The 13,608-nt window shown below is 68.9% G+C and carries 13 protein-coding genes; 8 read left to right on the forward strand and 5 right to left on the reverse strand.

Annotation, left to right across the window (positions count from 1 at the left end):
• Window positions 1-151: 151 nt before the first annotated feature.
• From ABMY26_RS03535 to ABMY26_RS03550, 4 genes are all read right to left on the reverse strand, one after another.
• On the reverse strand, window positions 152-1,072 hold the full coding sequence (locus ABMY26_RS03535; RefSeq protein WP_372395087.1) for a LysR family transcriptional regulator: 921 nt from the start codon (window positions 1,070-1,072) through the stop codon (window positions 152-154).
• A gap of 49 nt (window positions 1,073-1,121) precedes the next feature.
• Window positions 1,122-2,429 (reverse strand): amidase, encoded by a 1,308-nt coding sequence (locus ABMY26_RS03540; protein ID WP_372395088.1) that lies wholly within the window; start codon window positions 2,427-2,429, stop codon window positions 1,122-1,124.
• Window positions 2,430-2,452: 23 nt separating this feature from the next.
• Window positions 2,453-3,850, reverse strand: coding sequence for an amidase (locus ABMY26_RS03545; protein WP_372395089.1), 1,398 nt, complete (start codon window positions 3,848-3,850; stop codon window positions 2,453-2,455).
• A 95-nt stretch (window positions 3,851-3,945) separates the two neighbouring features.
• Window positions 3,946-4,575, reverse strand: a complete 630-nt coding sequence (locus ABMY26_RS03550) for an isochorismatase family protein (protein WP_372395090.1) — start codon at window positions 4,573-4,575, stop codon at window positions 3,946-3,948.
• Between the two features lie 345 nt (window positions 4,576-4,920).
• Here ABMY26_RS03550 and ABMY26_RS03555 point away from each other — a divergent pair, with 345 nt between their 5' ends.
• The 8 genes from ABMY26_RS03555 to ABMY26_RS03590 all read left to right on the forward strand — a co-directional run bounded on the left by ABMY26_RS03555 (window position 4,921) and on the right by ABMY26_RS03590 (window position 13,141).
• Entirely contained in the window at window positions 4,921-6,483 is a 1,563-nt protein-coding gene (locus tag ABMY26_RS03555) for an ABC transporter substrate-binding protein (protein ID WP_372395091.1), read from the forward strand.
• 4 nt (window positions 6,484-6,487) lie between these two features.
• Entirely contained in the window at window positions 6,488-7,426 is a 939-nt protein-coding gene (locus tag ABMY26_RS03560) for an ABC transporter permease (RefSeq protein ID WP_372395092.1), read from the forward strand.
• Window positions 7,427-7,434: 8 nt separating this feature from the next.
• Complete coding sequence (locus ABMY26_RS03565; protein ID WP_372395093.1) at window positions 7,435-8,328, forward strand: ABC transporter permease; 894 nt, start codon at window positions 7,435-7,437, stop codon at window positions 8,326-8,328.
• Window positions 8,329-8,336: 8 nt separating this feature from the next.
• Window positions 8,337-9,398 carry an ABC transporter ATP-binding protein gene (locus ABMY26_RS03570; RefSeq protein WP_372395094.1) on the forward strand — a complete coding sequence of 354 codons (1,062 nt, stop codon included), beginning with the start codon at window positions 8,337-8,339 and terminating at the stop codon, window positions 9,396-9,398.
• Complete coding sequence (locus tag ABMY26_RS03575) at window positions 9,395-10,561, forward strand: ABC transporter ATP-binding protein (protein ID WP_372395095.1); 1,167 nt, start codon at window positions 9,395-9,397, stop codon at window positions 10,559-10,561. The genes ABMY26_RS03570 and ABMY26_RS03575 overlap by 4 nt, the downstream gene beginning before the upstream one ends.
• 11 nt (window positions 10,562-10,572) lie before the next feature.
• Window positions 10,573-11,226: an isochorismatase family protein gene (locus ABMY26_RS03580; RefSeq protein ID WP_372395096.1), complete on the forward strand. Its 654-nt coding sequence runs from the start codon at window positions 10,573-10,575 to the stop codon at window positions 11,224-11,226.
• 91 nt (window positions 11,227-11,317) lie between these two features.
• Window positions 11,318-12,361 (forward strand): AbrB family transcriptional regulator, encoded by a 1,044-nt coding sequence (locus tag ABMY26_RS03585; RefSeq protein ID WP_372395097.1) that lies wholly within the window; start codon window positions 11,318-11,320, stop codon window positions 12,359-12,361.
• 51 nt (window positions 12,362-12,412) lie between these two features.
• Window positions 12,413-13,141 carry a GntR family transcriptional regulator gene (locus ABMY26_RS03590; protein ID WP_372395098.1) on the forward strand — a complete coding sequence of 243 codons (729 nt, stop codon included), beginning with the start codon at window positions 12,413-12,415 and terminating at the stop codon, window positions 13,139-13,141.
• Here the strand turns inward: ABMY26_RS03590 and ABMY26_RS03595 are convergent.
• Window positions 13,124-13,600: a hypothetical protein gene (locus ABMY26_RS03595; protein ID WP_372395099.1), complete on the reverse strand. Its 477-nt coding sequence runs from the start codon at window positions 13,598-13,600 to the stop codon at window positions 13,124-13,126. The two genes, ABMY26_RS03590 and ABMY26_RS03595, sit on opposite strands and share 18 nt — an antisense overlap.
• Window positions 13,601-13,608 lie beyond the last annotated feature (8 nt).

Raw genomic sequence — 13,608 nt, forward strand, 5'->3', positions numbered from 1 at the left:
ACGACGGGACATCGGCAGGAAGGCTCCGCCCGTGCCGGTTCCCGTTCATTGCGATGGAATTGAGCGGCCTGCCCGCCGGTGCGGTCAAATCGCTTGTGGCCGCTCTGTCATAACCGGAGGATATGTCTGCCGCCGCCCAGTTCCGGGGCACCTATTCCGGAGTGCCGATTGTTCCGGCAAACTCCGCGATTCTCGCCGTCAAGCCGGTGCGGACATGCGCGATCAGGGCTTGGGAGGCCAACGGGATTTCCCGATAGCTGGGCGTGACGGTCCAGATGTCGTAGGTCACCAGCGGCCGGAAGGGACGAACGACGAGCTGGCCCGGGGCGAAATCGACGGTGCTCAGGGGGTCCACGACGGCGACCCCGACCCCGGCAGCCACGAAGGAGCAGCAGGCTTCGGTAAGCTGTGCCTTGAGGACGATGTCGCGCCGGGCACCGCAATCGGAAAAGGCCAGATCGACCTTGAGCTGGGCCCGATCCTCCTCGGCCATGGCGACGAAGCGCTCGCCATGCAGATCCCCGGCCTCGATCACCGGGCACGCGGCCAGCCTGTGGCCGGCCGGAAGAACGCAGACCGCGTCCATCGAACACAGCCTGTCGAAACGGACGCCGGGACGCTCGGTGGCGACCATGCCGAAGCCGACGTCGACCCCTTGCGAGGCGACCCGGTCGACGAGCAGCCAGGAATTGCGGCTCGACACCGTCACCCGCAGCCCCGGCTTCGACCGAAGGAAGTGCGCCAGGATCGGCGGCAGGACACGGGTGGCGAGCGATGGAAACGCGACGATCTCGATCTCGCCATAGTCGAGCTGCCGGATGGCGCGCGCCCGTGCCGACACGGACTCGACGCCGAGAAAGACCCGCTCGACCTCCGAATGGAGCATCTCGCCTTCGGCGGTGGGGATGACGCCGTTCTTCTGCCGATGGAACAGGGCAAAGCCGCAGTTGCGCTCGAGCAGCATGATCAGCTTGCTGACCGCGGGCTGGGAAAGATGCAGCCTTTCAGCCGCCCGCGTGAAGCTTCCCAGTTCGACGACGGCCTTGAAGGCTTCGAGCTGCCTGATGTTCATAACCCCAGGTTATCGCGGATCGTGACGCGACGCGAGGGGGCGATGCCCATCACGCTGCTGCCGGATCCACCGCCGGAGCCATCGCCTCCGCCATCGCCAGAAGGCGGGCATCGGCAAAGCGCGGCGCCACGAATTGCACCCCGACCGGCAGGCCTTGCGGTCCACGGGTGCAGGGCATGGCGAGACACGGCACGTGCAGAACCGTCCAGATGCCGTTGAAGACGTGATCGCCGGTGGTGTGCAGCCCCTTCGGTGCTTCGCCGGGGGCCGGCGGGGTCAAAATCACGTCGATGCGGTCGAACAGCCCGGCGAAGCGGGCGCGGCAATGGCCGGCGACGTCATAGGCTTCGGTCAGGCTGCGGGCGGTGATCCCCCGGTTATGCTCGCAATGGTCGGCCAGTTCGTCATGCAGCCGATGGCGGTCGCTGAGATAGAGGTCGAGAAAGGCGGCCCGCCCCTCGCCGCGGCGGATGACGTCCTGTACCTCGGCAAGGGTCGAAAAATCGTCGGGCAGTTCGAAGGGCTCGACGACCGCTCCCGCCTCTTCCAACCTGCGGGCAGCGAGAAGGAGGGCTGCTTCGCCGGCCGGCTCGATGCTCGACCAGACCGGCGAGCGGCAGAGACCGACCCGCAGCCCGGCCAGGGAGACCGGCGTGGTTTCGCCCATCCCCTCCAACCGGAAGACCTCGGCCATCAGGGCGAGATCGGCGACCGAGCGGCCGTACCAACCGATGGTGTCGAGCGACACCGCGTAATGCTTGACGCCCTCACGGCTGACCGCGCCCCAGGTCGGCTTGAAGCCGTAGATGCCGTTGAAGGCGGCCGGGCGGATGTGCGAGCCGCCGGTCTGGGTGCCGAAGGCGAGCGGCACATGGCGGTCGCCGACCGCCGCTCCCGACCCCGACGAGGAGCCGCCCGGCGTGTGGGCGGTGTCGATCGGGTTGCGGGTCGCCGCCTTGCGGCCGCCGGACGCGAACTCCACCGTGTCGGTCTTGCCGAGCAGGATGCCGCCGGCACTGCGCGCAATGGCGACGCAGGCCGCATCGCGGCTCGGCCGGTGACCCTGGAAGATCGGCGAATTGTGGGTGGTCGGCAGGTCGGCGGTGTCGATCACGTCCTTGACGCCGAAAGGCACTCCATGCAGCGGCCCGACGACCGAAGGATCGCTGGCGAAGCGCTTGTCGGCCTCGCGGGCGGCTGCAAGCGCCAGGGCGGGATCGACGTGGATCCAGGCGCGGATCTCCGGATCGCGCGCTTCGATCCGTTCCAGGCAGGACCGCACCAGCGCCTCGCTGGTCAGCCGGCCCTCGCGGATGGACCGGGCGGCCTCGCTGGCCGTGAGTTCATAGGGTTCCATGAGGTGCCTCCTTGAAAGAACGGTCAGGCGAAGTGCGGGCGTTGGCGGTGATGGTCGGTCGCGGCCTGGAAAGCGGCGCCGGCGCGCAGCACCGACGGCTCGTCGAACCAGCGGCCGACGATCTGCATGCCGACCGGCAGGCCGCCGGCGCCGAAGCCACAGGGCACGGTCATCGCCGGCAGGCCGAGCGCGCCGAAGCCGTAAGTGAAGCGGCTGACCGCCCGCGTCGCCTCGATCATGTCGGCGGTGTCGGCTATGGCCGGGGCGACGATCGGGGTGGTCGGGGTCACGATCAGGTCGACCCGCTCGAACAGCGCGCGGAACCGCAGCTTCCAGCCGGCCAGCCAGCGCCGGGATCCGGCATAGTCGACGCCGCTGACCGGCAGGCCGAGCTTCAGGCGGCGCAGCACCTCCGGGCCGATTCCCTCGGGCGCCGTCTCGATCTTGTCCAGGTGATACTGGGCCATGTCGGCGACCAGCAGCGAGAAGCCGGTTCGCGCCTGCGCCACCTCCGCATCCTCGACGGTGATGTCCACCAGCGTGGCTCCCGCGCGCTCCAACACCGCCACCGCCTCGCGCAGCCGCTCGGCCACCGCCGGCTGGAGCCCGTCGAAGTAAAAGTTGCGCGGCAGACCGATGCGCAGCCCGGCGATGCCGTCGCGCAGTGTCGGCAGGACATTGCCAAGCGGCACGTCGACCGAGTTGGGATCGTCCGGGTCGTAGCCGGCGATGGCGGCAAAGGCGCGGGCGACGTCGGACACCGAATAAGCCAGCGGCCCGACGGTGTCGAAATCGACGCTGCAGGCGATCACGCCGGCGTTCGATACCCGGCCGACGCTGGGCCGCAGACCGACCACGCCGCACAGCGAAGCGGGGATGCGGATCGACCCGCCGGTGTCGGTGCCGATGGAGATCCGGCACAGGCCGGCCGCCACCGCGGAGGCCGACCCGCCGCTCGACCCGCCCGGCACATGGGCGGTGTTCCACGGGTTACGGCAGGAGCCGTGATGTTCGTTTTGATTGGTCGAGCCCAGGCAGAATTCGCTGAGGTTGTTGCGCCCAATGATGACTGCACCGGACGCCTTCAGGCGCCGGACCACGGCGGCGTCACGCCGCCCTTCGGCGGCGAAGCGGACCGAGCCGTAGCTGGTCGTCTCCCCGGCCAGCTCGAAGCAGTCCTTGATCGTGACCGGCACGCCATCGAGCAACCCCGGCCAGTCGCCGACCGCCCGTTCGCGGTCAAGCATGCGGGCACGGTCGAGCGCCGTCCCCCGGGCGACGGCCAGGATGGCATTGAGAACAGGATTGAGCCGGTCGATGGCGTCCAGGCAGGCGAGGATCTCGCTTTCGCAGGCTCCGGGCAAGGAGGGGGCGTCGCCGGTCGGGCCGGCCGCCCCGACCGGAATGGTCGCGGTGGACATGCGCTGCTGCTTTCGATTGGCGTGGACCGGCCGGAACCGGCAGGGACAAGCTTCGGATGGGAGGTCGGGAGCGCGAACGCCGGACCTCCCCCGGATCAGGCGGCCTTGGCCAGGCCGATCTGGCCGATGACCGCCTGCAGCGGCATCACGTCGGCATATTTCTGCCGCATGTCGAACAGGTTGGCGCGGTGCGGCTCCTCGGCGCGGTCGCCGACGCACTCCTCGACGACGATCGGCCGCAGCCCGTGGGCGGAGGCATCGATCACGCTGGCCCGCACGCAGCCCGAGGTGGTGCAGCCGGTCACCAGCAGCGTATCCACGCCGTTGGCGCGCAGCCAGCTCGACAGGCCGGTCCCGAAGAAGGCCGAGGCATGCTGCTTGCGGACGATGTATTCGCCCTCCAACGGCGTCACGGCCGGGGCGAAGGCGGTGTCGGGTGCATCGGCGGTCAGCTTCAACAGGTTGGGGATCTTCTCACCGAAGGGACCGATGCCGCCGACGGCGTCCGGGGCGATGAAGCAGGCATGGGCGATCGGCAGCCCGGCGGCGCGGGCGTGGCCCAGAAGTTCGGCGGTCGCCGCGATGGCGTCGTTGATGTTGAAGCCGCCGAATGCGTCCTCGCGGGTGAAGCCGAGCTGGAAATCGATGACCAGCAAAGCCGTCTTGCGGCCGAAACCGAGCGGTTTGCCGAATTCCTGGCGGTCGTAGATGGAAAGGTCGCTCATGTCGGGGGATGTCCTTTTCCGGTTAGGGCGCCGGATGACAAGCGCGAAGAAAGCATACATTCACTTCTAACTGCATTCAAAGCCCATAGTTTCGCCAATTCATTCGTGCACATGCATTCAAATTGCGCAATTTCCTATACGGGGGTATGTACGAACATTTCAAGCGCAGTTTAGTCAAAACATTGTAATATAATGATTTTTATAAAACCTGAGTCCTCTCATCGGGAATGGTACGGTTCCTGCGTAGCTTCCACCGCATTGGCATGGCGCAGATTGTGTGCATTTTTGAAAGCCGCCTGTCTGCCGACGCCACCCAACCAATTCCGGACGACAGAGGAGCAGGCCATGGTCGGGACCAATCGACAGGAGCGCAACGGGGTGACACGCCGTCAATTCGGCAGCCTGCTGGCGGCCGGCGCGCTGGTGGCGGGCAGCGGCTGGCCGCTCGGCGCCGACGCCGCCCCGCCGGTGCTGCGCGTGCGCATCGGCAGCGACATCGGCAACCTCGACCCGGCCCGCATCTTCCAGATCGAGAACCAGACCGTCGCCACCCAGATCTACAACGGGCTGGTCAAATACGACGAGGCGACCAACGCGCTGGTCCCCGACCTCGCGACCTCCTGGGAGATCTCGGGCGACGGCACCGTCTACAGCTTCGCCCTGCGCAGCGGCGTCGTCTGGCACAAGAATTACGGCCCCTTCACCTCGGACGACGTGAAATTCTCGTTCGAGCGGGTGCTCGATCCGCAGACCGGCAGCAGCTACAGCAGCCAGCTCGCCTCGATCAAGTCCGTCGAGACACCGGCGCCCGACCGGGTTGTCATCACCCTGAAGGAGCCGAACTCCGGCTTCCTGCACAAGGTTTCCGCCTTCAACCAGGGCTGGATCCTGAGCCGCAAGGCACTGGGCGAGATCGGCGAGAAGGCCTACGCACTCAACCCGGTCGGCACCGGCCCCTTCGTCTTCCAGGTCTGGACGCCCGGCCGCGAGGTCAAGCTCTCCGCCAACAAGGACTATTTCTCCGGTCCGCCCAAGGTGGAGGAACTGCTGTTCCGCGTCATCAAGGATGAGACGGCGGCGGCCATCGCGCTGGAGAACGGCGAGATCGACATCTTCTTCGGCCTGCAACAGCCCGAGGTCATCCAGCGCCTGAAGGGCGGCGGCAAAGTGACGGTGCACGACCGCGACGCCAACCACACCATCAACCTGATCCTCAACACCGGCATCAAGCCGCTGGGCGACCTCCGCGTCCGCCAGGCGATCAGCCACGCCATCAACCGAAAAGCGCTGATCGACGGCTTCTTCAAGGGCACCAAGACCGAGGCGAGCGGCTTCCTCACCTCCTCCTTCCAGGAATTCACCGATGCGGTGCCGGCCTATCCCTACGACCCGCAGAAGGCCAAGGCTCTGCTGAAGGAGGCGGGAGTCGGCCCCTTCACCCTCGATCTGGTGGCGCCGGGCGCCAACCCCTACGACAAGATCGTGGTGCCGATCGCCAGCGACCTCGCCGCCGTCGGCATCGACGCCAAGATCAAGGTGCTGGAGCGCGGCGCCTACCTCCAGGCCCGCAACAAGGGCACCGTCCCGACCTGCATCACCGGCGTGGTCGGTGCCCCCGACCCCGACAGCCCGATCCTGTCGATGTTCGCCAAATCCTCCTTCCCGCCGGGGCTCAACACCTCGCATTATGAGGGGATCGAGGATCTGATCGCCGCCGCCCGGCAGGCCCAGGGCGATGCCGCCCGCAAGGAGGTCTACGGGAAGATCCAGGCCAAGGTGATGGGCGACGCCCCCATCGTGCCGCTCTACGCCGACCGCCTCTACATCGCCCACACCAAGGCGGTGACCGGCTTCGTCCAGAATTCGCTCTTCACCATGAGCGCCTATCCCGTCGTGCTGGCAGGCTGACGCCATGGACCGCCTCGTCCGCCAACTCACCCAGCTCGCGATCACGGTGTTCGGCATCGTGACCGTGACCTTCTTTCTCGTCCGCATGATCCCGGGCGATCCCGCCCAATACATGCTGGGCGACTATGCGACCGAGGAGGCGCTGGCGACGCTGCGCGCCCAGCTCGGCCTCGACCGTCCGGTGATCGTGCAGTACGGGCTCTATGCGCTGCGCGCGCTGACCGGCGATTTCGGCGCCTCGGTCGTCACCGGTCGTCCGGCTTTGGAGGAGATTCTGTACAGCCTGCCGGACTCTGCCCTGCTGGCCTTCGCCGGTCTGGCAATCGCCGTGGTCATCGGCATCCCGCTCGGCATCGTCACGGCGGAGCGCCAGGGCTCGTGGAGCGATCTGCTGATCATGGTCGTCGCCCTGTTCGGGATCTCCTTCCCGGTCTTCTGGCTCGGCCTCGCCTCGGTGCTGCTGTTCTCGCAGGAGCTGAAATGGTTCCCGGCGCTGGGCGCCAGCTCGGGCGGCGGCCTCATCGACCAGATCCACCATCTGGTGCTGCCGGCGGGCGTGCTCGGCGTCTCCGTCGCCGCCTACATCACCCGGCTGACCCGCTCGGCGATGCTGGAGGTGCTGAACCAGGATTATGTCCGGGTGGCACGGGCAATGGGCGTCCCGCAGCGCCGGATCGTCTGGCGGCTGGCGCTGAAGAACGCGCTGGTGCCGATCCTCGCCATCGTCGGCGTGACCTTCGCCTGGTCGTTGGGCAGCGCCATCCTGATCGAGGTGGTGTTCAGCCGGCCCGGCATCGGCTCGATGATCCTCAAGGCGGTTTCGGCCCGCGATTACCAGCTCGTCCAGGCCGGCGTCCTGGTGCTGGCCGTCGCCGTCGTCCTCGTCAACAGCCTGCTCGACCTCGCCTACGGGCTGGTCGATCCGCGCCTGTCCGCAAGGTGAGCCCGACCATGTCCACGTCCATTTCCGGAACCGCCCCCGCTTCCGCCGCCCCCCGGCGGTCGTCCCTGATGCGCTATCTCCGCCATCCGGGCTTCCTGATCGGGGGGATCCTGCTGTCGGCGATGCTGGTCATCGCCGTGGCTGCCCCCTGGATCGCGCCCTGGTCGCCGCTGGACACCGACCTCGGCAACACGCTGGCCGCTCCCTCCGCCCGGCATCTTCTCGGCACCGACCAGTATGGCCGCGACGTGCTGTCCCGGCTGATCTGGGGAACCCGCATCTCGCTGCAGGTCGCAGTCGCCGTGATGGTGCTGTCGCTTACGCTGGGGATGGCGATCGGCGCCGTCGCCGGCTTCTTCGGCGGCTGGGTCGAGCGGGTCACCGTCTCGGTCATCGACATCCTGCTGGCCTTCCCCGGCTTCCTGCTGGCGCTGGCGCTGGTGGCGGCACGCGGCTCCTCGCTGGAATCGGTGATCGTCGCCGTTTCGCTCGCCTATACCCCGCGCGTCGCCGCGGTGATGCGGGCGGTGGTGCTGACCATCAAGCCGCGCCCCTATGTCGAGGCGTCGCGCGCCATCGGCATGGGCAACCTGCGGCTGCTGTTCCTGCATGTCGTTCCCAACAGCCTGCCGCCGGTGATCGTGGTGGCGACCATCGGCGCCGCCACCGCGATCCTGGCCGAGGCGGGGCTGAGCTTCCTCGGTCTCGGCGTCCAGCCGCCCGCCCCGACCTGGGGCAACGTCATCGCCGACGGTCAGAGCTTCCTGGCGTCGAATCCGGTGATCTCGCTGTCGGCCGGCCTGTGCATCGCCCTGATGGTGGTCGCCCTCAACCTGCTGGGCGACGGGCTGCGCGACACGCTCGACCCCCAGATGCGCCGGACGTCCGGCAAGATGCTGTGAGGCTTTCCATGGCGAACCCCAATCTTTCCATCGCCCCTCCCCCGCCGGTCGCACCGGTTCCGGCGCCGCGCCCGGTGGCGCTGGAGTTGCGCGACCTGACCACGGTCTTCCCCGGCGACGACGGACCGGTCACCGTCATCGACGGCATTTCGCTGGCCGTGCGGGCAGGCGGCACGCTGGCGGTGGTCGGCGAGTCCGGCTCGGGCAAGTCGATGACCTTCCTGTCGGCGCTCGGCCTCGTCGCCTCCCCCGGCCGGGTCCGGCGCGGCGAGGTGCGGATCGGCGACGCCGAAATCCTGGGCCGGACGCCCGAACAGCTTCGCCGCCTGCGCGGGGCGGTGGTCTCGATGATCTTCCAGGATCCGCTGACCGCGCTGAACCCGGTCTTCACCATCGGCGAGCAGATCGTCGAGGTGCTGCGGGCGCACAGCGGTCTCGGCCGCGCCGCCGCCCGGGCCCGCGCCGTGGAGTTGCTGGCCCGGGTGCAGATCCCCGACCCGTCCCGCCGGATCGACGACTACCCGCACCAGTTCTCGGGCGGCCAGCGCCAGCGCGTGCTGATCGCCATGGCCATCGCCCTGTCGCCCAAGGTGCTGATCGCCGACGAGCCGACCACCGCGCTCGACGTGACGGTGCAGGCCCAGATCCTCGACCTGCTGGCCGATCTCCAGGCCGAGACGGGCATGGCGCTGGTGCTGATCACCCACGACCTCGGGCTCGTCGCCCGCTACGCCGACGACGTCGCCGTGATGTACGCCGGCCGGTTGGTGGAGGTGGGCTCCATCGAAGAGGTCTTCTCCGCTCCCCGCCATCCCTACACCCGCGCGCTGTTCCGCAGCATCCCGCGTCTCGACGGCCCGGTCGACGAGGACCTGCCGGCCATCGACGGCCAGCCGCCCAACGTCGCCCGCCTGCCGCCGGGCTGTGCCTTCGAGCCGCGCTGCACGCTGGGCCGCGGGCGGGCCGACTGCTGCACCAAGCGGCCGCTGCCGCTGGCCGGGGACCGCGCCGGACACCGCAGCGCCTGCTTCCACGCCGACCGGCTAGACCAGATGGAGGCCGCCCGATGAACCAATCCCGCGTTGCGAGCGAGGCCGGTCCGCCGCCGGCCTTGGAGCTGGTCGAGACCTCCCGTGTCTTCACCCGGCGCGGCGGGCTGTTCCGCAAGGCCGGCACGCCGGTGCGGGCGGTGGACGGCGTCTCGCTGGCGATCCACCCCGGCGAGACGCTGGGGCTGGTCGGCGAGAGCGGCAGCGGCAAGAGCACGCTCGGCCGCCTCGCCCTGCGGCTGGTCGAGCCCAGCAGCGGCCGGCTGCTGGTCGACGGCCGCGACGTCACCGAGGTGCCGAAGGCCGAAATGCAGGCGATGCGCCGCGACATCCAGATGGTATTCCAGGATCCCTACGGCTCGCTCGACCCCCGCGTCACCATCGGCCGGAGCATCGCCGAGCCGCTGAAGGTCCACGGCCTGTGGGATCCGAAGGACGGCCCGCAGAAGGTGGCGGGGGTGATGAGCCTGGTCGGGCTCGACCCGTCGCATGCCGACCGCTACCCGCACCAGTTCTCCGGCGGCCAACGCCAGCGCATCGGCATCGCCCGCGCCCTCACCCTCGATCCGAAGATCCTGGTGCTGGATGAACCGGTGTCGGCGCTCGACGTGTCGATCCAGGCGCAGATCATCAACCTGCTGCAACGCATCCAGCGGGAGCGCGGGCTGTCCTACCTGTTCATCGCCCATGATCTGGCGGTGGTCCGCCATGTCAGCCACCGCATCGCCGTGATGTATCTCGGCAAGCTGGTGGAACTGGCTTCGCGCGATACGCTCTACCGCCGGCCGCTGCACCCCTACACCGTCTCGCTGTTGTCGGCGGTCCCCATCGCCGACCTCCGCATGCGCAAGCGCCGCCGGGCCCCGGTGACGATGGGCGAAATCGGCTCCGCCACCAGCGTGCCGACGGGCTGCCGCTTCCACCCCCGCTGCTACCGCGCCCGGCTGGTGGCGTCCGGCGGCGGCGTGCCGACCGAACGCAGCGGCGACGCCCTGCTGCCACGCGCCTGCCTGATGGAAGAGCCTGCCCTGCGCTCCTGCGGCGCCAAAACCGACACAGGCGGTGCCGATCAGGTCGCCTGCCATTTTCCCGAGACGCCGGAGAGCCGGTCGGAGGTGGCGACAGCCGTCCTCCAGGACATCGGCTATCCGCCCATCCGTCCGCTCCCCCTGCAATCAGCCTGAGGCGAAATCCCATGTTCAGCGTGACCGAGGATCTCAAGGACAACTACTCCGGTGTCTTCCAGAACCGGATCGGCTTCGGCCGCAAGGCCGCCGTGCTGTCGATCGACTTCATCGACTTCTACACCAAGCCCGGCGCCCCCTTCTTCGGACAGGGCGTGGTCGACGCTGTGGAGGCGAGCGTCCCTCTCTACGCCGCCGCCAGACGCGCCGGGCTGCCGGTGATCTACACCAAGGTCGTCTACGACGAAGCGGGCAGCGAAGGCGGGATGTTCGTGAAGAAGATCCCGGCGCTGCGTGCCTTCACCGCCGACAACCCGCTGGCCGGCTTCGACGCGCGCGTCACGCCCGAACCGGAGGACATCGTGCTGGTGAAGCATCATTCCTCCGCCTTCTTCGGCACGCCGCTCAGCACCATGCTGCGCGTGCTGGAGTGCGACACGGTGATCGTCACCGGCTGCTCGACCAGCGGCTGCGTCCGCGCCACCGCTGTGGACGGCGTGTCGCACGGCTTCCGCGTCATCGTCCCGGCGGAATGCGTCGGCGACCGCCACCCGGCCCCGCACGAGGCGGCACTGTTCGACATGAACGCCAAATACGGCGACGTGCTGCCGGTGGCCGAGGTGATGGCGCATGTCGAGGCACAGCCGGCGGCCGTACCGGCCTGATCCGGCGTCCTTCCCCTTCCGCAACAGTGCCAAGGAGCGGTAGCCCGCCTGCGTCCGACCGGCGGGCGGGCCACCGGACAGACCGTCCATCATGAGTACCCTTCCGATTCCCCTCCAGTGGTCCCTGCTGGCGGTCGCCACCCTCCTGTTCACCGCTCTTTTCTCGGCGGTCGCCCTCCCCGGAGCCGTTCTGCTGGGCCCCATGGTCGCGGCCGTCATCCTGGGGGTGCGCGGCACCACCATCGAGCTGCCGAGGCGCTCGCTGTGGCTCGCCCAGGCGCTGACCGGCGGGGTGGTGGCGCGGTCGCTCGACGCCTCGATCATCCAGGACGTCGCCTTGCACTGGTTCCCCATGCTGATGGCTCTGGCAAGCATGATGGCCGGGGCCGTGCTGGTCGGCTGGCTGCTGGAGCGGTCGGGGCGGCTGCCGGTCGGCACCGCCCTGTGGGGGACCATGCCGGGGGCGGCTCCGGCGATGATCGCCATGGCCGGCGACTTCGGCGGCGACCCTCGCTTCGTCGCGGTGATGCAGTATCTCAGGGTGATCGTCGTCGTCGTGCTCGCCTCGCTCGCCTGCCATTTCCTGCTGGGCGCCCCGGCCGGGCTTCCCGCCGCGCCGGCGGTGCCCATCCCAGTGGCGACGACGGCTTCCACCCTGGCGCTGGTGGCGGTGGCACTGCTCGGCGGCTGGCTCGGGACCGTGCTGCGGCTGCCGGCGGGACCGCTGCTCGGCCCCATCCTGCTCGGCGGGGCGCTCAACATGTCGGGATCGGTGACGCTCGACGCGCCGGGCTGGCTGATCGCCGTCGCCTTCGCCATCATCGGCTGGACCACGGGCCTGCGCTTCCGCCGCGACCTGCTGCGCGACCTCATGGCGTCGGTGCCGGTGATGCTGCTGTCCACCTTCGGCCTCGTGGGACTGTCGGTCGGGTCGGCCTGGATGCTCAGCGCGCTGACCGGCAAGGATCCGCTGACCGCCTATCTCGCCACCAGCCCGGGCGGGCTGGACTCCGTCGCGGTGGTGGCGCTGGGCAGCGCCGCCGACGTGCCTTTCATCCTGACCTTGCAGACGCTGCGGTTGTTCGGGACCATCCTGCTCAGCGTTCTGCTTGTGCGGGTCCTGCGCCGCGGCTAGAACCCAACCGCCCGGTCCGCCGGCACCGCCGCCGCAAGCTGGAGGATGTCCATGCCCGAGTTCCAAGAGACCAAAGCGGCGGAGCCCTACCGCTCCGAGCAGGTGGGTTCCATCATGATCGCCCTGCGCAACCAGGTGCTGGAAGGCAAGCTGCCGCCCGGCACCAAGCTGCGCGAGACGGAGCTGGCCGCCCGCTTCGGCGTCTCCCGCACCCCGGTGCGCGAGGCGCTGGTGGCGGCCGAACGGGAGGGGCTGGTCACATACGAGACAAACCGCGGCTATACCGTGCGCCAGTTCACCCTGCGCGACCTGCTGGAAAGCTACGAGATGCGCGGCCTGCTCGAAGGCCACGGCTGCCGGATCGTGGCGGAGCGCGGGTTGCCGACGGACGTCGAGCGGACCCTGAAGGCGGGGCTGGAGCGTGCCGAGGCACTGGTCGGCGGCGAGGGGCCGCTGGAGGGGGATGCCCTGGATCAGTGGCGCCAACTCAACCAGCGTTTCCACAACGGCCTGATGGGGCTGGTGCCGAACGGGCTGTTCAGCCGCATGTTCCAACTCGTCTACCGGGTTCCCAAGATCGACGACGTGCTGGAAATGGAGCGGGATTGCGCCACCCTGCGCACCTACAACGACGAACACCGCCGGATTCTCGACGCCATCGTCCGCCGCCAGGGAAGCCGCGTCGAGTTCCTGGTCCGCGAACATCTGCAGGGGCCCAGCGACCTGATCAGCCGCCGGATGGAGGAGATGGAAACCGGGGCTCTACGCAGTGCAGGATGAAACGCTGCCGATCCATGCCGGCTTGCTGCGCATCCGTCGCCACTGCCGAACGCCAGGATGACGGAACCGCGTCCCTCGGGCGCGTCCGGCACGATGGACATCGTCCGCCCGCAGCATCGACCAGCAGGCGGGTTCCTCCACGCTCTCCAGCTCCGCCGGCGTGTAGCCCGCCGAGAACATGATCTGCAACCGCGAAGCAAGGGACAGGCGGCCACGGCGATAGACGTGATGGCCCGCCAGCGAGGGCGCCAGGACATCCTTGCGGTCGCTGCGCCGGCGTCGCCACGCCGCACCGGCCACCCATCCAGGCCGCCGGCCGTCGAGAGCCCCCAACGGGAACGGATCGAGCGCAAGCGCCGGCCGGCCAACATGACCGGCCGCATCCGGCCGGTCGTATCCCGCATCACCCCCCGCCAGATCGTCCTGCCGATGGCAGCGGATGACTTGACCGAAGTCCATGCCCGTTT

The sequence above is a fragment of the Azospirillum sp. HJ39 genome (genome assembly GCF_041507355.1).
Classification (GTDB): domain Bacteria; phylum Pseudomonadota; class Alphaproteobacteria; order Azospirillales; family Azospirillaceae; genus Azospirillum; species Azospirillum thiophilum.